This is a genomic window from Streptomyces zinciresistens K42, from assembly GCF_000225525.1.
Classification (GTDB): Bacteria; Actinomycetota; Actinomycetes; order Streptomycetales; family Streptomycetaceae; genus Streptomyces; species Streptomyces zinciresistens.
On the sequence record NZ_AGBF01000079.1, the window covers coordinates 1 to 20,235 of the forward strand.

At 72.4% G+C, this 20,235-nt stretch carries 22 protein-coding genes; 6 read left to right on the forward strand and 16 right to left on the reverse strand.

What is annotated here, in order from left to right:
* Positions 1-89 precede the first annotated feature (89 nt).
* A complete protein-coding gene (locus SZN_RS20825; RefSeq protein ID WP_007498242.1) occupies positions 90-1,520 on the reverse strand; it encodes a hypothetical protein in 1,431 nt (476 codons plus the stop codon).
* 285 nt (positions 1,521-1,805) lie between these two features.
* Here SZN_RS20825 and SZN_RS20830 point away from each other — a divergent pair, with 285 nt between their 5' ends.
* Entirely contained in the window at positions 1,806-3,632 is a 1,827-nt protein-coding gene (locus tag SZN_RS20830) for an endonuclease/exonuclease/phosphatase family protein (RefSeq protein WP_007498243.1), read from the forward strand.
* 190 nt (positions 3,633-3,822) lie between these two features.
* On the opposite strand, the gene SZN_RS20835 is transcribed toward SZN_RS20830, so the two are convergent.
* A complete protein-coding gene (locus tag SZN_RS20835; RefSeq protein ID WP_007498244.1) occupies positions 3,823-4,272 on the reverse strand; it encodes a DUF3618 domain-containing protein in 450 nt (149 codons plus the stop codon).
* 13 nt (positions 4,273-4,285) lie between these two features.
* On the opposite strand from SZN_RS20835, the gene SZN_RS20840 reads away from it, so the two are divergent.
* Complete coding sequence (locus SZN_RS20840) at positions 4,286-5,011, forward strand: hypothetical protein (RefSeq protein WP_007498245.1); 726 nt, start codon at positions 4,286-4,288, stop codon at positions 5,009-5,011.
* On the opposite strand, the gene SZN_RS20845 is transcribed toward SZN_RS20840, so the two are convergent.
* Entirely contained in the window at positions 4,989-5,408 is a 420-nt protein-coding gene (locus tag SZN_RS20845) for a phage holin family protein (protein WP_043732109.1), read from the reverse strand. The genes SZN_RS20840 and SZN_RS20845 overlap by 23 nt on opposite strands.
* Before the next feature lie 248 nt (positions 5,409-5,656).
* On the opposite strand from SZN_RS20845, the gene dapA reads away from it, so the two are divergent.
* The gene (gene dapA / locus SZN_RS20850; protein WP_007498253.1) at positions 5,657-6,562 is read left to right on the forward strand and encodes a 4-hydroxy-tetrahydrodipicolinate synthase; all 906 of its coding nucleotides are present in this window, start codon (positions 5,657-5,659) and stop codon (positions 6,560-6,562) included.
* Positions 6,563-6,962: 400 nt separating this feature from the next.
* Here the strand turns inward: dapA and SZN_RS20855 are convergent, their stop codons facing one another.
* The 13 genes from SZN_RS20855 to SZN_RS20915 all read right to left on the reverse strand — a co-directional run bounded on the left by SZN_RS20855 (position 6,963) and on the right by SZN_RS20915 (position 17,385).
* A complete protein-coding gene (locus tag SZN_RS20855; RefSeq protein WP_043732112.1) occupies positions 6,963-7,193 on the reverse strand; it encodes a hypothetical protein in 231 nt (76 codons plus the stop codon).
* 257 nt (positions 7,194-7,450) lie between these two features.
* Positions 7,451-8,440: a 2,3,4,5-tetrahydropyridine-2,6-dicarboxylate N-succinyltransferase gene (dapD, locus tag SZN_RS20860; protein ID WP_007498259.1), complete on the reverse strand. Its 990-nt coding sequence runs from the start codon at positions 8,438-8,440 to the stop codon at positions 7,451-7,453.
* 116 nt (positions 8,441-8,556) lie between these two features.
* Positions 8,557-9,093, reverse strand: a complete 537-nt coding sequence (locus SZN_RS20865) for a TetR/AcrR family transcriptional regulator (RefSeq protein ID WP_007498261.1) — start codon at positions 9,091-9,093, stop codon at positions 8,557-8,559.
* Positions 9,093-9,413 (reverse strand): DMT family transporter, encoded by a 321-nt coding sequence (locus SZN_RS20870; protein ID WP_007498263.1) that lies wholly within the window; start codon positions 9,411-9,413, stop codon positions 9,093-9,095. The genes SZN_RS20865 and SZN_RS20870 overlap by 1 nt, the downstream gene beginning before the upstream one ends.
* 66 nt (positions 9,414-9,479) lie before the next feature.
* A complete protein-coding gene (locus SZN_RS20875; RefSeq protein ID WP_007498265.1) occupies positions 9,480-10,340 on the reverse strand; it encodes an endo alpha-1,4 polygalactosaminidase in 861 nt (286 codons plus the stop codon).
* A gap of 394 nt (positions 10,341-10,734) precedes the next feature.
* Positions 10,735-11,067, reverse strand: a complete 333-nt coding sequence (locus tag SZN_RS20880; protein ID WP_007498267.1) for a metal-sulfur cluster assembly factor — start codon at positions 11,065-11,067, stop codon at positions 10,735-10,737.
* Positions 11,064-11,531, reverse strand: coding sequence for a Fe-S cluster assembly sulfur transfer protein SufU (gene sufU / locus SZN_RS20885; protein WP_007498269.1), 468 nt, complete (start codon positions 11,529-11,531; stop codon positions 11,064-11,066). Before sufU ends, SZN_RS20880 begins: the two co-directional genes overlap by 4 nt.
* 21 nt (positions 11,532-11,552) lie before the next feature.
* Positions 11,553-12,809 carry a cysteine desulfurase gene (locus SZN_RS20890; protein ID WP_007498271.1) on the reverse strand — a complete coding sequence of 419 codons (1,257 nt, stop codon included), beginning with the start codon at positions 12,807-12,809 and terminating at the stop codon, positions 11,553-11,555.
* Positions 12,806-13,570, reverse strand: coding sequence for a Fe-S cluster assembly ATPase SufC (sufC, locus tag SZN_RS20895; RefSeq protein WP_007498273.1), 765 nt, complete (start codon positions 13,568-13,570; stop codon positions 12,806-12,808). The genes SZN_RS20890 and sufC overlap by 4 nt, the downstream gene beginning before the upstream one ends.
* A gap of 7 nt (positions 13,571-13,577) precedes the next feature.
* Positions 13,578-13,910 (reverse strand): bifunctional 3-phenylpropionate/cinnamic acid dioxygenase ferredoxin subunit, encoded by a 333-nt coding sequence (locus SZN_RS20900; RefSeq protein ID WP_007498275.1) that lies wholly within the window; start codon positions 13,908-13,910, stop codon positions 13,578-13,580.
* Positions 13,907-15,127, reverse strand: coding sequence for a Fe-S cluster assembly protein SufD (sufD, locus tag SZN_RS20905; protein ID WP_078508776.1), 1,221 nt, complete (start codon positions 15,125-15,127; stop codon positions 13,907-13,909). Before sufD ends, SZN_RS20900 begins: the two co-directional genes overlap by 4 nt.
* Before the next feature lie 87 nt (positions 15,128-15,214).
* Positions 15,215-16,636 carry a Fe-S cluster assembly protein SufB gene (gene sufB, locus SZN_RS20910; protein ID WP_007498282.1) on the reverse strand — a complete coding sequence of 474 codons (1,422 nt, stop codon included), beginning with the start codon at positions 16,634-16,636 and terminating at the stop codon, positions 15,215-15,217.
* The gene (locus SZN_RS20915; RefSeq protein ID WP_007498284.1) at positions 16,633-17,385 is read right to left on the reverse strand and encodes a helix-turn-helix transcriptional regulator; all 753 of its coding nucleotides are present in this window, start codon (positions 17,383-17,385) and stop codon (positions 16,633-16,635) included. The genes sufB and SZN_RS20915 overlap by 4 nt, the downstream gene beginning before the upstream one ends.
* A 260-nt stretch (positions 17,386-17,645) precedes the next feature.
* Between SZN_RS20915 and SZN_RS20920 the strand changes: the two genes are divergently transcribed.
* The 3 genes from SZN_RS20920 (at position 17,646) to SZN_RS20930 (ending at position 20,216) form a co-directional block, all read left to right on the forward strand.
* Positions 17,646-18,443, forward strand: a complete 798-nt coding sequence (locus tag SZN_RS20920) for an AAC(3) family N-acetyltransferase (RefSeq protein ID WP_007498286.1) — start codon at positions 17,646-17,648, stop codon at positions 18,441-18,443.
* Between the two features lie 82 nt (positions 18,444-18,525).
* Positions 18,526-19,449, forward strand: coding sequence for an ABC transporter ATP-binding protein (locus tag SZN_RS20925; RefSeq protein WP_043732119.1), 924 nt, complete (start codon positions 18,526-18,528; stop codon positions 19,447-19,449).
* A 50-nt stretch (positions 19,450-19,499) separates the two neighbouring features.
* A complete protein-coding gene (locus SZN_RS20930; protein ID WP_050815101.1) occupies positions 19,500-20,216 on the forward strand; it encodes an ABC transporter permease in 717 nt (238 codons plus the stop codon).
* Positions 20,217-20,235 lie beyond the last annotated feature (19 nt).

Here is a 20,235-nt window from a genome sequence, read left to right on the forward strand (position 1 = left end):
CGCCGTCGCGGGCGCCCCGGAGGCGGGGCGCCCCGGCCCGCCCGGTCCGGGGCCCGCGCCGCGGAGGGCGCCCCGCACGCGCGGCCGGTTCAACCGCCGTGCTGCGAGCGCGCCTTGAACGCCGCCTTGCGTGCTTCCTTGGCGACCTTCTTGTCGGGGTGCAGCCGCCCCATCGCCTCCAGCACGTCGGCGGTGGCCGGGTGCTCCACGCGCCACGCCGCCGCGAAGAACCCGGCGTGCTGCGCGGCCAGTCCCTCGACCAGCGCCTGGAGTTCGTCGGAGTTGCCCTCGGCCGACAGCTGGGCGGCGAGGGTGTCGACGGTCAGCCAGAAGATCAGGTCCTGGGAGGGGGCGGGCACGTCGGAGAACCCGGCCTCGGTCAGCCACACCCGGGCCAGGCCGCCCAGTTCCGGGTCGCCGAGGACCTCCCGCAGGGCGGGCTCGGCCTCGGCGCCCACCAGGGACAGCGCCTGCTGGCAGCGCAGCCTGCGCAGCGGTGCCCCCTGGTCCGCGCCGCGCGCCGCGGCGAGCAACTCCCGTGCGGCGGCGAGGGATTCCCGCCGGTCCAGCCACAGCGCGGTCTCGGCGCGGGCGGCGGCCTGCGGGAACGTGGACGTGCCGTCGAGCAGCGCGTCGGCGCCCTTGTCGGCGAGGTCCCCGACCGCGGGCGCGTCGAAGCCGGCCTCCAGCAGCCGGGCCCGCAGCCCGTACAGGCCGAGCGGGGTCAGCCGCACCATGCCGTAGCGCGTGACGTCGGTCTCGTCGAGGCCGGCGGGCTCCTCGGCGCCGTCGGCGTCCCCCATCAGCGCCTCGTCGACCGGCTGGTACTCCACCAGCCCGACCGGCTCCAGCAGCCGGAACTGGTCGTCCAGCCGCATCATGGCGTCGGACACCTGCTCCAGCACGTCGTTGGTGGGTTCGTCCATGTCGCCGGGCACGATCACCGACGCGGCGAGCGCGGGCAGCGGCAGCGGTGCGCCGCCGGGGCCGTCGTCGCCGACCGTGAGCAGGTACAGGTTGCCGAGCACACCGTCGAGGAACTCCGCCTCGGCCTCGGGGTCCCAGTCCAGCGAGGAGAAGTCGATCTCGCCCCCGGCGTCCATCGCGTCGACCAGGTCGTCGAGGTCGGGCACGCTCGCGTCGGCGAGCGTCGTCTCCAGCGCCGCGAGCCACACCGCGAGCACGTCCTGCGGCGAACCGCCGCTCAGCAGCGCCAGATCAGCGCCGGCGGTGACGGTCCCGGTCCGCTCGTCGACGATCTCGACCAGCCCGGCGTCCAGGGCCGCCCGCCAGGCCGCGGCGGTGTGCGCGGCGGCGTCGTCCCCGCTCAGCCCCAACAGCTCGGCGGCGGGCGGGAGTTGCTCCTCGACGAGTTCACCCCCGGCGTCGACGCGGGTGTCGGGCCCGGCCCAGCGGGCCAGCCGTGCGGCACGGGAGAGCAACGGCGTGGACAGCGCGTCCCGCGCCAGCTCCGCTTCGGGGTGCAGCCGTACCGGCGGCAGGGAGGAGCTGTCTGACATCGGCTGGTTCTCCTAGGGCGCTTGCGTGGCCGTACGCGTCACGGCTCAACTGCTCAGCCTAGACGGATTTCCACCCATGCCGCCCGGTTCATCTCCCTGTCGGCCGGTGTACATGGCCGAAACCTTGACAAGTGGCGTGACCAGGCACGAGATTACGCGCGTAGAAGCTTGACGGACATCTGTTCACCGGACTTTCTACGCGCGTTGCGGCCTCCCGGCCGCACCTCACACGTCCCATGCTCCACCCTCGTCCCGGCGCCCCACACACGTCCCCGGAGGGAACCCTTGCCGAGCAAGAAGTCCGCGCGCCTCGGCGCGCTCACCGTCGCCGCCGTCTGCTCCATGGCGTCCACCGTCGTCCTCACCTCGCCCGCCCACGCCGAGGCCGTGCGCATCCACGACGTCCAGGGCACCACGCGGATGTCCCCGTACGCCGGCCAGCAGGTCACGGACGTGCCCGGGATCGTCACCGGGGTGCGCGCCTACGGCTCCTCCAAGGGCTTCTGGGTGCAGGACCCCAGCCCCGACGCCGACCCGGCCACCAGCGAGGGCGTCTTCGTCTTCACCGGCTCCGCCCCGAAGGTCACCGCCGGCGACTCGGTGCTGGTCACCGGGACCGTCACGGAGTTCGTGCCGGGCGGCGCCGCCTCCGGCAACCAGGCGCTGACCGAGATCACCCGTGCGACCGTCACCGTCGTCTCCAGCGGCAACGCCGTCCCCGCGGCCACCGTGATCGACGAGGACGCGGTGCCGCGCCGCTACACCCCGGCGGGCGACCCGGCCGCGGGCGGCTCGATCAACGGCCTGACGCTGCGTCCCGACACCTACGCCCTGGACTACTACGAGTCCCTGGAGGGCATGAACGTCCAGGTCGCGGACACGCGCGTGGTGGGCGCGACCGACGCCTACTACGGGCTGTGGGTCACCGTCAAGCCGCGGGAGAACCGCAACCGGCGCGGCGGCGCCGTCTACAGCTCCTACGAGGCCCAGAACACCGGCCGCCTCCAGATCCAGTCCCTGGGCCCGGGTGCGCAGTTCCCGGTCGCCAACGTCGGCGACACCCTCACCGGCACCACCACCGGCCCGCTGGACTACAACCAGTTCGGCGGCTACACCCTGGTCGCGAGCGAGCTCGGCACGCTCAAGAGCGGTGGCCTGAAGCGGGAGACGACGCGCAAGCAGCGCGGCGGCGAACTCGCGGTGGCGACCTACAACGTCAAGAACCTCGACCCGTCCGACAACACCTTCGCGCAGCACGCCGCCGCGATCGTGGACAACCTCAACTCCCCCGACGTCGTGTCCCTGGAGGAGATCCAGGACGACAACGGCGCCACCAACGACGGTACGGTCTCCGCCGGGCAGACGCTGAAGAAGCTCACGGACGCCATCGTCGCGGCGGGCGGCCCGGCCTACGCGTGGCGCTCGATCGACCCGGTGGACCTCGCCGACGGCGGTGAGCCCGGCGGCAACATCCGCCAGGCGTTCCTGTTCAACCCGGAGCGGGTGTCCTTCACCGACCGCGCGGGCGGCGACGCCACGACCCCCGTCGGCGTGACGAAGGTCAGGGGCAAGGCCGCGCTGACGGTCTCCCCGGGCCGCGTCGACCCGGCCAACGCAGCCTGGAACAACAGCCGCAAGCCGCTGGTCGGCGAGTTCGTCTTCCGGGGCCGCACGGTCTTCGTGATCGGCAACCACTTCGCCTCCAAGGGCGGCGACCAGGCGCTGCACTCGCAGTTCCAGCCGCCGACCCGCAGTTCGGAGACCCAGCGCGTCCTCCAGGCGACCGCCCTCAACACCTTCGTCAAGGAGATCCTGGCGGTCCAGAAGAACGCCGACGTCGTCAGCGTCGGCGACTACAACGACTTCGAGTTCTCCGAGACCGTCCGGCGGATGGAGGCCGGCGGCGCCCTGTGGTCGGCGATCAAGTCGCTGCCCGAGGGCGATCGTTACTCGTACGTGTTCCAGGGCAACACCCAGACCCTGGACCAGATCCTGATCAGCCCGTCGATCCGGCGTTCGTGCGACTTCGAGTACGACAGCGTGCACATCAACGCCGAGTTCAACGACCAGATGAGCGACCACGACCCGCAGGTTCTGCGGTTCCGTCCCTGACCGGGGCACCGCCCGGGGCCGGCTGAGCCCGTGGTCCAGCCGGCCCGTCCCGCGCGCGTGAGGCGGGGCGGGGCCGACGCCTGTGTCTTCACCGCGTCGGCCGCGCCCCGCCTGGTCCCGCCGCCCTCGTCTCCTCGGGCCGCGCGCTCCCGTCCGCACGCGCGCGCCGGGACCGCGTTCCGACGCCGTGTCAGCGGCTGTTGCGCCGCCGTATCGCCCCGGCCGCCACCAGCGCGCCGAGGGCCGCCCCCACGACCAGGACCGGCCGGGGGTTGCGCCGCGCGGCCCGCACGGCCGTACGGACGGGGCGCGGCCCCTCCCCGACGGCCTGCGTCGCCTTGTCCTGGACGGTGTGACCGGTCTCGCCCGCCCGCTCCCGCACCGCGTGCCCGGCGCGGGCCGCCTTGTCCTGCACGACGTGGGTCGCGTGCGCGGCGCTGCTGCGCAGCTGGACGGTCATCGCGCCCGCCTTGTCCCTGAGGTCGGCGGCGCGGGCCACGGCACGGCCCTTCACATCCGCCTTGCTCGCCAACTCGGCCACGGTGTCACCGAGTTGCCCACGCGTCCGCTGGATCTGGTCGCGCAGCGCCTCGGGTCCCTCGGCCCCACCGGTCGTCTTCCCGGCCGCCGTCCTGCCCATTGCCTCACCTTTCGTGGAGTCCGTCTTCTTCGGCATGGCCGCGTTCGCGGTGGCGGCCCCGTCCTCGGCGGCCTTCGCGGCGGCCCGCTCGGCCGCGGCGGTCTTCCGCCCGGCGGCGCTCGTGGCCCTCGCCTTCGCCGACGCGGTGCCGGCCGCCTTCGCGGCGGCGCTCGCCGCCTTCGCCGTCCCGCCCGCCGCTGTCCGCCGGGCGGTCCGCGCGGACGTGGCGGGCTTGGCCGACTTCGCCGTCCTGGCGGTCTTCTTCGCCGACGCCGGGACGCTCTTGCCCGTGACCGCCTTGCCCGTGGTCGCTCCCTTGCCCGTGGCCGCCTTGCCCGTGCCCGCCTTCGCCGCGGTGGAGCGGGAGGAGCGTGCGGTGGTGCTCTTGGCGGTGCGCGAACCCGACGCTCCCGCACCGGTCTTCGCCGATGCCGCACGGGCCGCCCCCGCCCCGGCCCGAGAGGAACCGGCCTTCGCCGAACCGGCCTTGCCCGAACCGGCCTTCGCCGAACGGGTGCTGGACGACCCGGTGCTGGACGACCCGGCACCGGAGGAACCGGCGTCGGAGGCATCGGCCCCGGGTGAACCGGCCTTCGCCCGCCCCGCCTTGCCGCCGCCCGCACTCGCGGACTTCGCGGAGCCCCGGCCGGAGCCCGTGGCGGAACCGCGCGCCCCGTCCCCCTCGTCCCCTGTCCTCTCCCCCGCCCGTCTCTCCGTCATCGGTGTGCCCTTTCCTTGATCTCCTCGACGTCCGTCCGCACGCTGCCGAGCGCTTCCGCGGGCGTGGGAGGCGCGGCGTCGCGCAACTGCGCGCGGCCGGCCGCGGCCAGCACGCCCGCGGCGGCGAACAGCACCGCGGTCACGATCAGCGCGGCGGCCCACACGGGCAGGGTCAGCGAGAGCGCGGCGGTGGCCGTCCCGGCGAGGAACAGCACCCCGGCGTAGGCGACCGCGCCCGCCGCGCCGAGCAGGCCGCCGCCCCGGCCGGCCCGCCGGCCCTTCTCGGCCAGTTCAGCCGTGGCGAGACCGACTTCGAGTCGTACGAGTCGGGAGAGCTGCTCGCCCGCCTGCCCGACGAGTTCACCCACCGATTGCCGCTCCTGGTGCGCCGGCCTGGGCGCCGTGGTCCCGGTCACCGTGTCCCGCCTCCTCTCGGTTCGGAACACTTCGGGTACCCGGCCCCGCCCCCGCTATCCCTTCCGCAGGCCCGTCGCGGCGCGCGGCAACGCCGGTGCCCCGGCGCCGAGTTCATCCGCGGACGTCGGAGACGCCCCGCCGCCCCCACCCCCACCCCCACTCCCACCCCCACCGCACAGCATCGCTTACGAATACGTCGTAGGAGAATTAAGTGGAGCTACGCGGTTCCGGTGCCGAGACTACCGGTATGACGACTCCCGAAGCCCCTTCCGCCGCCCCGTTCGGGCGTGCCCTGTGCGCCATGGTCACCCCCTTCACGCAGGCGGGTGCGCTCGACCGGGACGGTGCGCAGGCACTGGCCGACCGGCTGGTGAGCGAGGGCTGCGACGGCCTGGTGCTCTCGGGGACGACAGGTGAGTCCCCGACGACCACGGACGCGGAGAAGGAGGAGCTGGTCAGGGCCGTCCGGGAGGCCGTGGGTCAGCGGGCGTCGATCGTCGCGGGCGTGGGCACCGCCGACACCCGGCACACCGTCGAACTGGCCCGGACCGCCGAAAAGGCGGGCGCCGACGGCCTGTTGGTGGTCGCGCCGTACTACAGCAGGCCCCCGCAGGACGCGGTCGAGGCGCACTTCCGTGAGGTGGCCGACGCGACCGGGCTGCCGGTCGTCCTGTACGACATCCCCGGCCGCACCGGCACCCGTGTCGCACCGGAGACGGTGATCCGGCTGGCCGGACACCCGAGGATCGTCGCGGTGAAGGACTGCTCCCACGACTTCCTGGGCGCCCAGAGGGTCATCGGCGCCACCGGGCTCGCCTACTACGCGGGCTGCGACGAGCACAACCTCGCCCTGTACGCGGTGGGCGGCGCGGGCTATGTCAGCACCGTCTCCAATGTGATTCCCCGTCATCTGCGGTCCGTGCTGGACGCGTTCGACGGCGGGCACACCGCCGCAGCGGCGCGGCTCCAGCAACAGGCCACGCCACTGATCGAGTTGATGATGGCGGCCGGCCTGCCCGGCGCGGTCACGGCCAAGGCCGTCCTGCACGGACGGGGCCTGCCCGCGGGACCGGTCCGCGCCCCGCTGCGACCCGCCGGCCCGGAGGCGGCCGACAGGCTGCTGGCAGCCTGCGAGGCGCTCACCGCGGGCTGATCACCTGTGGGTGCGGACGGGTTCCCGGCTCTGCCGCTCGCCGGGGTCGCCCTGCTCCCGGACCCCGCTCAGCGGTACGACCTGTCGCTGCCGGGCGTGACCGGCACGAGCCGGGGGCGGTAGGGCCCGTCCAGGCCGGTCGCCCGTTCCCAGGCGATCAGGCGCCGGTCGCCGGTCGCAGGTCGCCGGTCGCCGGTCGTCGGTCGTCGGTCGCCGGCCCAGGCGAGCAGCCGCGCGCCGCGGACCGGAAGCCGTCCTGGACTTCGGCGTCCCTCGTCACCTTCTGATCCCCGGAGCCGGCCCGGCGCCCGGCTCTCCCACCCCCCGTGACGCGTGCGGGACGCCGCCGCCGTGCCGCCGCGCCCCGCGCGATCCCGGGCGGGCGCCGGGCGAGCGCCGCTCAGTCCCAGCGGTACCCGTCCCCCAGCAGCAGGAAGTGCTCCAGCACATCCTCCGCCGGGTCGTCCACCTGTCCCATGTTGACCAGCCCGACACGGGGGCCGTTGTGCGAGGCGTGGTTGGTCTCGTCGGCGACGGCCGTACCCGCCGCCGACCAGCAGACGACCCCCACGGTCACCCCTCCGAGCACCGCCCGCACCCCGGCCCGGCCCCTCCTGCTGATTCCCGCCATCGTTCTCGCCCCTCATCTCGTCGTTTCGCCGTGTGATCGGACACTGCGTCCACCCGTTCATCGGCCCGGACCGTCGGAAGGTCACGCCGGGTAACCCGTACGGGAACCACGGGACGGCGACAACCGGCCACGCGGCGCGCCGGCCGGGGCCCGGCATGCAGAGAGCGCCCTCCCGGGCCCTGTTCGGGCCGCGGAAGGGCGCTCGGGAACGACGGACGGCCACCGGCCGCGAGCGGCCGGGGCGTGCGCCGCGTACGTCAGTTGTGGCTGTGCAGGATCTCGTTCAGGCCGCCCCACACCGCGTTGTTCGGGCGAGCCTCGACCGTGCCGGTGACCGAGTTGCGGCGGAAGAGGATGTTCGAGGCGCCGGAGAGTTCGCGGGCCTTGACGATCTGGCCGTCGGGCATGGTGACCCGGGTGCCGGCGGTCACGTAGAGGCCCGCCTCGACGACGCACTCGTCGCCGAGCGCGATGCCGACGCCCGCCTCGGCGCCGACCAGGCAGCGCTCACCGATGGAGATGATCACATTGCCGCCGCCGGACAGGGTGCCCATCGTGGAGGCGCCGCCGCCGATGTCGGAGCCGTCGCCGACGACGACGCCGGCGGAGATACGGCCCTCGACCATGGACGTGCCGAGCGTGCCGGCGTTGAAGTTCACGAAGCCCTCGTGCATGACCGTGGTGCCCTCGGCGAGGTGCGCGCCGAGCCGGACGCGGTCGGCGTCGGCGATCCGGACGCCCTTGGGCGCCACGTAGTCCGTCAGGCGCGGGAACTTGTCGATCGAGGTGACCTGGAGGTGCAGGCCCTCGGCGCGGGCGTTGAGCCGGACCTTCTCGACGTCGTCGACGGCGACGGGGCCGAGGGAGGTCCAGGCGACGTTGGCGAGGAAGCCGAACTGGCCTTCCAGGTTCACGCCGTGCGGCTTGACCAGGCGGTGCGAGAGCAGGTGCAGGCGCAGGTAGACGTCGTGCGCGTCGATCGGCTTCTCGTCGACCGAGGCGATGACCGTGCGGACCGCGACGACCTCGACGCCGCGGCGGGCGTCGGGTCCGACGGCCTTCGCGGCGCCCTCGCCGAGCAGTTCCGCGGCCCGCTCGGCGGAGAGCCGCTCGCTGCCGGAGGGACCCGGCTCGGCGACGAGTGCGGGCGCGGGGAACCAGGTGTCGAGAACGGTGCCGTCGGCGGCGATCGTGGCGAGGCCGGCGGCCACGGCGCCGGTGGTGCGGGGAGCAGTCGTGTCGGTCATGAGGGCAACCTAACCGGCGGGGACCCGCACGGGCCAACCGGCGTCGGCGGCGTCTCGGGGTGCGGGCCGTCCGGGGCGGCGGACCGGCCGGCGGGCGGCGTCTGCGCGGGCCGGGCTCAGGGGAGCACCCTGCGCAGGACGTCCCGCGCGTACTCCTCGTCGTAGGGGGTCTCCGTCAGGAGCACCTGGAGGCAGATGCCGTCGAGCAGGGCCACCAGTGCCCGTGCCGTGACCGCGTCGGTGTGGCGGGTCAGCAGCACGGCGAGGTCGTCGGCCCACTCGGCGGCGACCGGGCGCAGGGCCGGGCGGCGCAGCGCGGCGAGATAGAGCTCGTACTCCAGTTCCACCCCGGTGCGGTCGCCGGCGAGCCACTCGCCGATCCAGGCGGCGAGTTCCACGGCGAGGTCGGCGTGCGGGTCCTCCAGGCCGCCGCGCGAGGCGATGACCTTGGCGAAGCCCTCGTTGGCCTGGCGCAGGGCCGCGACCAGCAGGTCGTCCAGGGTCCTGAAGTGGTACGTCGTCGAGCCGAGCGGCACGTCCGCCTCGGCGGCGACGGTGCGGTGGCTCAGTCCGGCGATGCCCTTCTCCCCCGCCACCCGGATCGCCGCGTCGATGATGCGCTGACGCCGCTCGGGGTCGTGGCGCCGGGCCATCAGTGCGCGCCTCCCAGGTTGAGGACGACGACCCCGACGATGATCAGGGCGATCCCGGCGGCCTTGGTGAGGGTCATGCCCTCCCCCAGGAACACGACGCCGATGGTGGCGATGGCCGCGGTGCCCACCCCGGCCCAGATCGCGTAGGCCGAGCCGACCGAGACGGTCTTCAGCGTCTGGGCGAGCAGGGCGAAGGAGACGAGGTAGCCGAGGGCGGTCAGCGTCGAGGGCAGCGGTCTGCTGAATCCGTCGCTGTACTTCATCGCGGTGGTGGCGGCCACCTCGGCCGCGATCGCTCCGGCGAGCAGCAGGTATCCCATGCGTACAAGAGTACACAACGTTGCGTACGCCCGTACACAGCAGCGGGCGGGCCGCCCCTGCGCGCCTCAGCAGGTGCGGCGGCGGTACCCGGACTCCCCGGCGGGTACGACGTCCAGGTCCCGCAGGACCACCGAGATCCGCCTGCCCCAGCCCGCGCAGGCGGCGTCGAGGCCGTCCCGGCGGTACTCGATGTCGAAGACCCGGCCGTCGTAGGCGTCGGCGTAGACACCGCACTCGTCGTACTGCCCGCACTCCTCGCTGATGGCGAAGTCGAAGCCGATCTCGCCGCGCCGCCCGGTCAGTGCGGCGGCGTTCTTCTGGCCGATGGCGAGTCCGGCGGCATGGGCGCGGGCGGCGATCAGCTTGGCGAACGCCGCGTTGTCGTCGGCGGTCAGCCGTCCCCCGGACCGCTCGTCGGAGTCGAGGTTGTCGGCCTCGACCGCCTGGAACCCGTCCTTGGCGCAGCCGTCGATCCACGTGCCCACGACGCCGGCGAGGCGCTCGCGCTTGGCAGGGGTGGAGATGTCGAGGAGGACCTCGTCCCAGTTCCGGTCGACGACCAGCTTGCCCTTCCCGTCCCGGAGCAGCAGGTCGGGGTAGCGCGCGCGCCACCAGTCCTCGGTCTCGGGCTGGGCCTGGAAGGCGTTGACGTAGCAGATGTTGTACAGGCCCGGCACGGGCTCTGCGGACCGGTCCCGGGCGAGCGCGCGGACACCGGCCGGCGGCTTGTAGGGGCCGCCGATCTGGTAGTCGAAGGCGGCCCCCGGTTCGGGGAGGCGCACCTTCGCGGGGCGGGGCGCCGACCGGCCCTCGCCGTCCCCGCCGCCGTCCGCCGCCGTGCAGCCGCCGGCGGACAGGGCGAGCGCACCGCACAGGGCCACGACCGCCGAAGTCCGGCGCGGGGCACGGGGGATGCGCTTGTTCATGATCGGGGGGCTCCTGTCGTCGCGGGCCGAGGCGTGATCTCCGGGTCATGATGCCCTGCCCCGGGGGCGATACGGGCCGGTATCGCCCCTCCCGTGGCCACCCGCCCCGTCAAGTCACCGAGCCCGCCCGGAGGTTGCGCACGGCGGCGGGGCGGTCTCCGTGCCGGACAAGGCGGTTGACGGCAGGCACTCGCCTTTGTCACCGGCCCGACCACACCTGCGGACCGACCACACCTGCGGGACGGACGCACCCCGCACCGGACGGCCGAGCACCGCAATCGTGCCGTCCGGCCGGGAACGTGCCGTCCCGCCGGGAACAGGCCGGACACACCTGTGGCCCCCGGCGCGGGAGCCGGGGGCCACAGGTGTGTCCGTCAGCGGGACGCGGACGGTCTCAGACGTTGAAGCCGAGCGCCCTGAGCTGCTCGCGGCCGTCGTCCGTGATCTTGTCCGGACCCCACGGCGGCATCCAGACCCAGTTGATGCGCAGCTCGTTGACCAGGCCGTCCGTCGCGGACTTGGCCTGGTCCTCGATGACGTCCGTCAGCGGGCAGGCCGCCGAGGTGAGGGTCATGTCGATCGTCGCCACGTTCGAGTCGTCGACGTGGATGCCGTAGATCAGGCCGAGGTTGACGACGTCGATGCCCAGTTCGGGGTCGACGACGTCCATCAGGGCCTCCCGGAGTTCCTCCTCCGAGGCCGGCTTCATCTCCACGGTGTCAGTCATGCCGTCTTCCTTTCGGCTTCGGCTCCGCCCATGGCCTGGGCCGTCGCGTCCTTCCACGCCATCCAGCTGAGGAGGGCGCACTTGACCCGGGCCGGGTACTTGGAGACCCCGGCGAACGCGACCGCGTCCTCCAGGACCTCCTCCATGGCGTCGTCGGGCTCGATCTTCCCCTTCGACTGCATCAGCTCCAGGAAGGTCTCCTGGATCTTCCGCGCGTCGGAGAGGTCCTTGCCGACCAGCAGGTCGTTCAGCACGGACGCGCTGGCCTGGCTGATGGAACAGCCCTGGCCCTCGTAGGAGACGTCCCTGATCGTCGTGCCGTCGTACTTCACTCGGAGGGTGATCTCGTCGCCGCACGTCGGGTTCACGTGGTGCACCTCGGCGTCGCCATCCCGGAGGCCCCGCCCGTGCGGGTGCTTGTAGTGGTCCAGAATGACTTCCTGGTACATCGAATCCAGCTTCATGCGATCGCTCGTCCCGTCCCGTCAGCCGAAGAAGTTCCGTACGTGCTCCAGGCCGTCCACCAGAGCGTCGATCTCGGCCGGCGTGGAGTACAGATAGAACGACGCTCGCGTCGTCGCAGGAATTCCGTAGCGCAGGCAGACCGGCCGGGCGCAGTGGTGGCCGACCCGGACCGCGATGCCCAGCTCGTCGAGGACCTGGCCCACGTCGTGCGGGTGGATGTCGCCGAGCGTGAAGGAGATCGCGGCGGCCCGGTCCTCGGCCGTGGTCGGGCCGATGATCCTGAGGTCCGGGACCTCCGTCAGCCGCTTCACGGCGTACTCGGTCAGGGCCTGCTCATGGGCGTGGATCTTGTCCATGCCGATGGCGCTGAGGTAGTCGATCGCCGCGCCCAGGCCGATGGCCTGCGAGATCGGGGGCGTGCCCGCCTCGAACTTGTGCGGGGCGGGGGCGTACGTCGACGAGTGCATCGACACCGTCTCGATCATCTCGCCGCCGCCGAGGAACGGAGGCAGGTCCTCCAGCAGCTCCTGGCGGCCCCAGAGCACGCCGATGCCGGTCGGGCCGCACATCTTGTGGCCGGTGAAGGCCACGAAGTCCGCCTGGAGCGACTGCACGTCCAGCGGCATGTGGGGCGCCGCCTGCGAGGCGTCGATGCAGACCAGCGCGCCGACCTCCTGGGCTCGGCGGACGATGGCCTCGACCGGGTTGTGGGTGCCCAGGATGTTCGACACCAGCACGAAGGAGACGATCTTCGTCTTCTCCGTGATGACCCGGTCGATGTCGGACAGGTCGAGGCGGCCGTCGTCGGTGAGGCCGAACCACTTCAGCTTCGCGCCCGTGCGCTGCGCGAGCAGCTGCCACGGCACGATGTTGGAGTGGTGCTCCATCTCGGTGATGACGATCTCGGTGTCGGCGTCCACCCGGTAGGGCTCGTCGGCCCAGCCGAGCATGTTCGCCACGAGGTTGAGCGACTCCGAGGCGTTCTTCGTGAAGATCACCTCGTCGCGGCTGGGCGCGTTGATGAACTCCGCGACCTTGTCCCGCGCGCCCTCGTACAGCGCCGTGGCCTCCTCGGCGAGGACGTGCACGCCACGGTGGACGTTGGCGTTGTGCTGCTCGTAGTACTCGGAGAGCACGTCGAGCACCTGGCGCGGCGTCTGGGAGGTCGCCGCGTTGTCCAGGTACACGAGCTTCCTGCCGTCGTGGACGACGCGGTCCAGGATGGGGAAGTCCTTGCGCAGCGCCTCGGTGTCGAGGAGGCCCGGCAGCTGTGTCACGCGGATGCGCCACCCTTCGTGTACGCCTCGTAGCCCTCGGCCTCCAGCTTGTCGGCGAGCTCGGGGCCACCGGACTCGGCGATACGGCCGGCCGCGAAGACGTGGACGTGGTCGGGCTTGATGTAGCGCAGGATGCGCGTGTAGTGCGTGATCAGCAGGGTGCCGACCTCGCCGGTCTCGCGGACCCGGTTCACGCCCTCGGAGACGACGCGCAGGGCGTCGACGTCCAGACCGGAGTCGGTCTCGTCGAGGATGGCGACCTTCGGCCGGAGCAGCTCCAGCTGAAGGATCTCGTGACGCTTCTTCTCACCGCCGGAGAAGCCCTCGTTGACGTTGCGCTCGGCGAAGGAGGGGTCCATGTTGAGGCGCTCCATGGCCTCCTTGACCTCCTTGACCCAGGTGCGCAGCTTGGGGGCCTCGCCGCGGACGGCGGTGGCGGAGGTCCGCAGGAAGTTGGACACGGAGACGCCGGAGACCTCGACCGGGTACTGCATCGCGAGGAACAGGCCCGCGCGGGCGCGCTCGTCGACGGACATCTCCAGGACGTCCTCGCCGTCGAGGGTGACGGTGCCCGAGGTGATCGTGTACTTCGGGTGACCCGCGAGGGAGTAGGCGAGGGTCGACTTGCCCGAGCCGTTGGGGCCCATGATGGCGTGCGTCTCGCCCTGCTTCACGGTGAGGTCGACGCCCTTGAGGATCTCCTTCGTGGCGTTGTCGGCCTCGACGGTGACGTGCAGGTCTCGGATTTCAAGCGTTGCCATGGGTGCCTCAGGACTCCTGGGTGAGGGAGGCGCTTACGTCGACAAGGACGCTGCCCCCTTCGATCTTTACGGGGTATACGGGAACGGGGCGCGTCGCGGGCAGGCCGGACGGCTTGCCGGTGCGCAGGTCGAACGAGGAGCCGTGCAGCCAGCACTCGATCTGGCAGTCCTCGACCTCGCCCTCGGAGAGCGAGACGTTCGCGTGCGAGCAGATGTCGAAGATCGCGAAGACCTCGCCCTCGGTGTGCACGAGGGACACCGGCGTGCCGTCGAGTTCCACCCGCATCGGGGTGCCCTCCTCCAGCTCGCTCAGTGCGCACGCGCGTACGAAGGTGGTCATGCGACCGACGCCTCCAGCTCCTGTTCGATCCTGGCGATCAGGCGCTCCTCGATGTCCGCGACGCCGATCTGCTGGACCAGCTCGGCGAAGAAGCCGCGCACGACGAGGCGGCGGGCCTCGTGCCGCGGGATGCCGCGGGCCATCAGGTAGAAGAGCTGCTCGTCGTCGAAGCGGCCGGTGGTGCTCGCGTGCCCGGCGCCGACGATCTCGCCGGTCTCGATCTCCAGGTTCGGCACGGAGTCGACCCGGGCGCCGTCGGTCAGCACCAGGTTGCGGTTCATCTCGTAGGTCTCGGTGCCCTCGGCCCTGGCCTCGATCAGCACGTCGCCGATCCACACGGCGTGCGCCTGCTCGCCCTGGAGCGCGCCCTTGTAGACGACGTTCGACCTGCAGTGCGGGGTGTTGTGGTCGACCAGGAGGCGGTGCTCCTGGTGCTGGCCCGCGTCGGTGAAGTACAGGCCGAACAGCTCCGCCTCGCCGCCGGGACCCGCGTAGGTGACGCGCGGGTGCAGCCGTACGACGTCGCCGCCGAAGGTGACGACGACCGACTTGAAGGAGGCGTCGCGGCCGACGAGCGCGTTGTGCTGGGCCACGTGCACGGCCTTGTCGTCCCAGTCCTGCACGGAGACGACCGTCAGCCTGGCGCCGTCGCCGAGGACGTAGTCGACGTTGGCGGCCAGCACGGCGTCACCGGTGTGGTCGAGGACGACGACGGCCTCGGCGAACGCGCCGAGTTCGATGACCTGGTGGGCGAAGGCGGTGCCGCCCTCGCCGTGCACGGCGATGCGGACCGGCTCGGTGAGGACCGTCTCCCTGGGGACGGTGATCACACCGGCCTTCTCGAACGCGGAGTACGCCTGGGCGGCGACGCGGTCCACCGGGGTGCCCGCCCGGCCGATCCGGGCGTCGTCGCGGCCGACGGTCTCGACGGTGACGCCCTCGGGGGCCTGGACGTCGACCCGCACGCCGTCACCGGTGGCGGTCGCGGTGCCGTCGTGCAGCCCGCGCAGGCGCTCCAGCGGGGTGAACCGCCACTCCTCCTCGCGGCCGTGGGGGACGGGGAAGTCCGCCACGTCGAAGGACGGGGGCGCGCTCATGCGCGTGGCGACGGTCGACTCGGCGGCCACCGCGATCTGGCCCGCGGTGGTGGAGCCCACGGGTGGGGGTCCCCCCGCCCGAGCGGAGTTGGGGGTGGGGGAGTTTTGCGCCTCAGCCATGGCTGTCGGTCTGCTCTCTTTCCTGCGTCTGCGATCCTCGGCCCGCCCCGGAGGAGCGGGCCGCCTGCTGCGTCGGAGGCCGGGGCCTTATCCGACCGAACCTTCCATCTGCAGCTCGATCAGCCGGTTGAGCTCAAGGGCGTACTCCATGGGCAGCTCCTTCGCGATGGGCTCGACGAAGCCGCGCACGATCATCGCCATCGCCTCGAACTCGCTCAGACCACGGCTCATCAGGTAGAAGAGCTGGTCCTCGGAGACCTTGGAGACGGTCGCCTCGTGGCCCATGGACACGTCGTCCTCGCGGACGTCCACGTAGGGGTACGTGTCGGAGCGGGAGATGGTGTCGACGAGCAGCGCGTCGCACAGCACGTTCGACTTGGATCCGGCGGCGCCCTCACCGATCTCGACGAGACCGCGGTAGGACGTCCGGCCGCCGCCGCGGGCCACCGACTTGGAGACGATGTTGGACGAGGTGTTCGGCGCCATGTGGACCATCTTGGAGCCGGCGTCCTGGTGCTGGCCCTCGCCCGCGAAGGCGATGGACAGGGTCTCGCCCTTGGCGTGCTCGCCCATGAGGTAGACGGCCGGGTACTTCATCGTCACCTTGGAGCCGATGTTGCCGTCGATCCACTCCATGGTCGCGCCCTCGTAGGCGACGGCGCGCTTGGTGACCAGGTTGTAGACGTTGTTCGACCAGTTCTGGATGGTCGTGTAGCGGCAGCGGGCGCCCTTCTTGACGATGATCTCGACGACGGCGCTGTGCAGCGAGTCCGACTTGTAGATCGGGGCGGTGCAGCCCTCGACGTAGTGGACGTAGGCGTCCTCGTCGACGATGATCAGCGTCCGCTCGAACTGGCCCATGTTCTCCGTGTTGATACGGAAGTAGGCCTGGAGCGGGATCTCCACGTGCACGCCCTTCGGCACGTAGATGAAGGAGCCGCCGGACCACACGGCCGTGTTGAGCGCGGCGAACTTGTTGTCACCGGCGGGGATGACGGTGCCGAAGTACTCCTTGAAGAGCTCGGGGTGCTCCTTCAGGGCGGTGTCGGTGTCGAGGAAGATGACGCCCTGCTCCTCCAGGTCCTCGCGGATCTGGTGGTAGACGACCTCCGACTCGTACTGGGCGGCGACACCGGCGACCAGGCGCTGCTTCTCCGCCTCCGGGATGCCCAGCTTGTCGTAGGTGTTCTTGATGTCCTCGGGCAGCTCCTCCCAGGACGCCGCCTGCTTCTCCGTGGAGCGCACGAAGTACTTGATGTTGTCGAAGTCGATGCCCGACAGGTCCGAGCCCCAGTTCGGCATGGGCTTCTTCTCGAAGAGCCTGAGGCCCTTGAGGCGCAGCTTGGTCATCCACTCCGGCTCGGACTTCTTGCCGGAGATGTCGAGGACGACGTCCTCGTTCAGGCCGCGCTTCGCTGCGGCACCGGCCTCGTCGGAGTCGGCCCAGCCGTATTCGTACGTGCCCAGCCCTTCGAGCTCGGGGTGGGCAGTCTCCGTGGGGAGAGTCATGCGGGGTTCCTCCCGGCCGTGCGTGCAGATGCGTTGTCAGTGGTGTGGGAAATCTTCGGGATGAACGTCGTGCAGACGCCGTCGCCGTGCGCGATGGTGGCCAGCCGCTGGACGTGCGTTCCGAGCAGGTCGGCGAAGATCTCCGTCTCCGCCTCGCACAGCTGGGGGAACTGCTCCGCCACATGGGCCACCGGGCAGTGGTGCTGGCAGAGCTGCTCGCCTTTGCGGGGGAGGGGTGCGCTGCGCGCCGTCGCAGCGTACCCGTCCGCGCTGAGAGCCCTGGCGAGGGCCTCGGTGCGGCGGTCCGGACCGGCGGCCTCCATGGCCTCGCGGTACGCGCGTGCCTGCGACGCGATCCGGGCGCGGGCGAAGGCGGCGACCGCCTCGCTCCCGCCCTCGCGCTCGGCGATCCACTTCAGGGCGTCCGCGGCGAGCTTGTCGTAGGACTGGTCGAAGGCGTCGCGTCCGCAGTCGGTGAGCGCGAAGACCTTGGCGGGGCGTCCACGCGTGCGCGTGCCGTACACCCGCTGCTCGCGGGCCTCCACGACGTCGTCGGCGACGAGCGCGTCCAGGTGCCGGCGGACGGCGGCGTGGGTCAGGCCCAGCCGGCCGGCCAGCTCCGCGACGGTCGAGGGGCCGTGGTCCAGGACGGAGCGCGCGATCCGGTTGCGCGTGGAGCGCTCCCCGGTCGCGAACTCTTCCTGAGGGGCCCCCGCGGGGGTCTCCCGAGCCTCGCCGACGTTTTTCACAACGCCATTGTTGCGTAATTCTTCAGAGCCAGGCAAGCGGCGTCCGTCCGCCGCGACGGTGCCCTACGTCACTTAGGCATACCTAAGCTGACCTGCGGGAATGATCTCCGTGCGGTCTTCGGCCCGGCGGTGACCGGTCTCCGATCAGGTGTCGACCGGGCCTCGATCGGGCCTTGACCGGGATGCGACCGGGATGCGACCGGGGTTTGACCGATCAGCCCCATGGCGCCGCGAGGCGGACTCGGGAAGACTCCCCCGGCATGTCGACATCCCCTCCGACCGGCCCTCTCGTCACCCGGGACACCCTCGCCGCGCAGGTGCGCGACCTCGGGGTGCGCCCCGGTGAGACCCTGCTCGTGCACTCCTCGCTCAGCTCCATCGGCTGGGTCTGCGGAGGCGCCGTCGCGGTCGTCCGCGGACTGCTCGACGCACTCGGTCCGGACGGCACCCTCGTGGTGCCCGCCCATACCGGGGACCTCTCGGACCCGGCGCTGTGGACCCGTCCCGCGGTGCCCGAGGAGTGGTGGGCGCCGATCCGGGCGGCCATGCCCGCCTACGACCCCCGGATCACGCCCACGCGCGGGGTCGGCGTCGTCCCGGAGACCGTGCGGACCTGGCCCGGCGCCCTGCGCAGCGCGCATCCGCACACCTCGTTCGCCGCGATCGGCCCGCGCGCGGGGCGCGTCGTCGAGGGGCACGCGCCCGACTGCCGGCTCGGCGAGCGCAGCCCGCTGGCCCGGCTGGAGGAGCTGCACGCGCGCGTGCTGCTCCTCGGGACCGGCTACGACACCTGCACCGGCTTCCACCTGGCCGAGTACCGCATCCCCGCGCCGCTGGTGGAGCTGGGGCGGCCGGGGCCCGCGGGATGGGAGGTCCGCGCCGAGGTGTCCCTCACCTCCGAGCGCTTCGACGAGCTCGGCCACGACTTCGAACGGGACCGCCCGGTGCGGCGCGGGACGGTGGGCGCCGCCGAGGCACGGCTGTTCCCGCTGGCCGACGCCGTGGACTACGCGCGGCGGTGGCTGGAGATCCACCGGCCGCGCGCGGAGGAGATCTGAACCCGCCGCCGCGGGAGCGGCCCGCGGGGGAGGCGAACCCGGCCGTTCGGGGGACCCGCGGCCTTACCTAGACTCTTGGGCCATGCGAACTGAGCCCGTGCTCCAGGTCCAGGCCCTGGCGAAGCGGTACGGCGGCAAGACCGCGGTGGACGGCCTCGACCTGGTGGCCCACGCGGGCGTCACCGCCGTACTCGGACCCAACGGCGCGGGCAAGACGACCACGCTGGAGACCTGCGAGGGCTACCGGAAGCCGGACTCCGGCACGGTGCGCGTCCTGGGCCTCGACCCGGTGCGGCAGTCCCGCGCGCTGCGGCCCCGGATCGGCGTCATGCTCCAGTCCGGCGGGGTCTACTCGGGAGCGCGGGCCGACGAGATGCTGCGCCATGTCGCGAAGCTGCACGCGCACCCCCTGGACGTCGACGCCCTGATCGAGCGGCTCGGCCTCGGCGCCTGCGGCCGCACCGGCTACCGCCGGCTCTCCGGCGGCCAGCAGCAGCGGCTCGCGCTCGCCATGGCCGTCGTCGGCCGCCCGGAGCTGGTGTTCCTCGACGAGCCCAGCGCCGGCCTCGACCCGCAGGCCCGCCGCGCCACCTGGGACCTGGTGCGGGACCTGCGCACCGACGGCGTCTCCGTGATCCTCACCACCCACTCCATGGACGAGGCCGAGCAGCTCGCCGACGACGTCGCCATCATCGACGCCGGCCGGGTCATCGCCCACGGCACCCCCGAGGAGCTGTGCCGCGGCGGCGCCGAGAACACCCTGCGGTTCACCGGCCGCCCCGGCCTGGACGTAGCCTCGCTGCTCAAGGCGCTGCCCGCGGACTGCACGGCGGCGGAGCTGACGCCGGGCGCGTACCGGGTCGCCGGCAAGGTGGACCCGCAACTGCTCGCCACGGTGACGTCCTGGTGCGCGCAGCACGGCGTGATGCCGGACCGGATCTCGGTGGAGCGGCACACCCTGGAGGACGTGTTCCTCGAACTGACCGGCAAGGAGCTGCGCGCGTGACCACCGCTGGGACCTACACCCCGGAGCCGGGCGCCGCCCCGCTCCCCCGCATGATCGCGGCCCAGGCGGCGCTGGAGACGAGGATGCTGCTGCGCAACGGCGAGCAGCTGCTGCTGACGGTGGTGATCCCCGCCCTGCTGCTGGTGCTCTTCAGCTCGGTGGACATCGTCGACACGGGCGCGGGCGCGGCCGTCGACTTCCTCGCCCCCGGCATCCTGGCGCTGGCCGTGATGTCGACGGCGTTCACGGGGCAGGCCATCGCGACCGGGTTCGAACGCCGGTACGGCGTGCTGAAGCGGCTGGCGTCCTCGCCGCTGCCCCGCTGGGGCCTGATGACCGCGAAGACGCTGTCCGTGCTGGTGACCGAGGTCCTGCAGATCCTGCTGCTGACGGCGATCGCCTTCGCGCTGGGCTGGTCGCCGAAGGGCAGTCCGGCCGCCGTCGTCCTGCTGCTCCTGCTGGGCACGGCCGCCTTCTCCGGGCTCGGCCTGCTGATGGCGGGCACCCTGAAGGCCGAGGCCACCCTGGCCGCCGCCAACCTCGTCTTCCTGCTGCTGCTGGTCGGCGGCGGGGTGATCGTGCCGCTGGAGAAGTTCCCGCCCGCCGTCCAGGACGTCCTCGGGCTGCTCCCCGTCTCGGCGCTCTCCGGGGGCCTGCGGGACGTCCTCCAGCACGGCGCCGGCCTGCCCTGGGGCGACCTGGGCGTCCTGGCCGGCTGGGCACTCCTCGGACTGGGACTGGCCGGTGCGTTCTTCCGCTGGGAGTAACGGCCGTCCGGCCGGAACC

What these genes read in the sequence shown, in the direction of transcription:
- SZN_RS20855 (WP_043732112.1), bottom strand. Translation starts at nt 7,193, where the DNA reads ATGGCGGGAATCAGCAGGAGGGGCCGGGCCGGGGTGCGGGCGGTGCTC.
- SZN_RS20920 (WP_007498286.1), top strand. Translation starts at nt 17,646, where the DNA reads ATGTCGACATCCCCTCCGACCGGCCCTCTCGTCACCCGGGACACCCTC.
- SZN_RS20835 (WP_007498244.1), bottom strand. Translation starts at nt 4,272, where the DNA reads ATGGGCAGGACGGCGGCCGGGAAGACGACCGGTGGGGCCGAGGGACCC.
- SZN_RS20880 (WP_007498267.1), bottom strand. Translation starts at nt 11,067, where the DNA reads ATGACTGACACCGTGGAGATGAAGCCGGCCTCGGAGGAGGAACTCCGG.
- sufD (WP_078508776.1), bottom strand. Translation starts at nt 15,127, where the DNA reads ATGGCTGAGGCGCAAAACTCCCCCACCCCCAACTCCGCTCGGGCGGGG.
- SZN_RS20870 (WP_007498263.1), bottom strand. Translation starts at nt 9,413, where the DNA reads ATGGGATACCTGCTGCTCGCCGGAGCGATCGCGGCCGAGGTGGCCGCC.
- SZN_RS20825 (WP_007498242.1), bottom strand. Translation starts at nt 1,520, where the DNA reads ATGTCAGACAGCTCCTCCCTGCCGCCGGTACGGCTGCACCCCGAAGCG.
- SZN_RS20900 (WP_007498275.1), bottom strand. Translation starts at nt 13,910, where the DNA reads ATGACCACCTTCGTACGCGCGTGCGCACTGAGCGAGCTGGAGGAGGGC.
- dapA (WP_007498253.1), top strand. Translation starts at nt 5,657, where the DNA reads ATGACGACTCCCGAAGCCCCTTCCGCCGCCCCGTTCGGGCGTGCCCTG.
- dapD (WP_007498259.1), bottom strand. Translation starts at nt 8,440, where the DNA reads ATGACCGACACGACTGCTCCCCGCACCACCGGCGCCGTGGCCGCCGGC.
- SZN_RS20925 (WP_043732119.1), top strand. Translation starts at nt 18,526, where the DNA reads ATGCGAACTGAGCCCGTGCTCCAGGTCCAGGCCCTGGCGAAGCGGTAC.
- sufB (WP_007498282.1), bottom strand. Translation starts at nt 16,636, where the DNA reads ATGACTCTCCCCACGGAGACTGCCCACCCCGAGCTCGAAGGGCTGGGC.
- SZN_RS20875 (WP_007498265.1), bottom strand. Translation starts at nt 10,340, where the DNA reads ATGAACAAGCGCATCCCCCGTGCCCCGCGCCGGACTTCGGCGGTCGTG.
- SZN_RS20865 (WP_007498261.1), bottom strand. Translation starts at nt 9,093, where the DNA reads ATGGCCCGGCGCCACGACCCCGAGCGGCGTCAGCGCATCATCGACGCG.
- sufC (WP_007498273.1), bottom strand. Translation starts at nt 13,570, where the DNA reads ATGGCAACGCTTGAAATCCGAGACCTGCACGTCACCGTCGAGGCCGAC.
- SZN_RS20930 (WP_050815101.1), top strand. Translation starts at nt 19,500, where the DNA reads ATGATCGCGGCCCAGGCGGCGCTGGAGACGAGGATGCTGCTGCGCAAC.
- sufU (WP_007498269.1), bottom strand. Translation starts at nt 11,531, where the DNA reads ATGAAGCTGGATTCGATGTACCAGGAAGTCATTCTGGACCACTACAAG.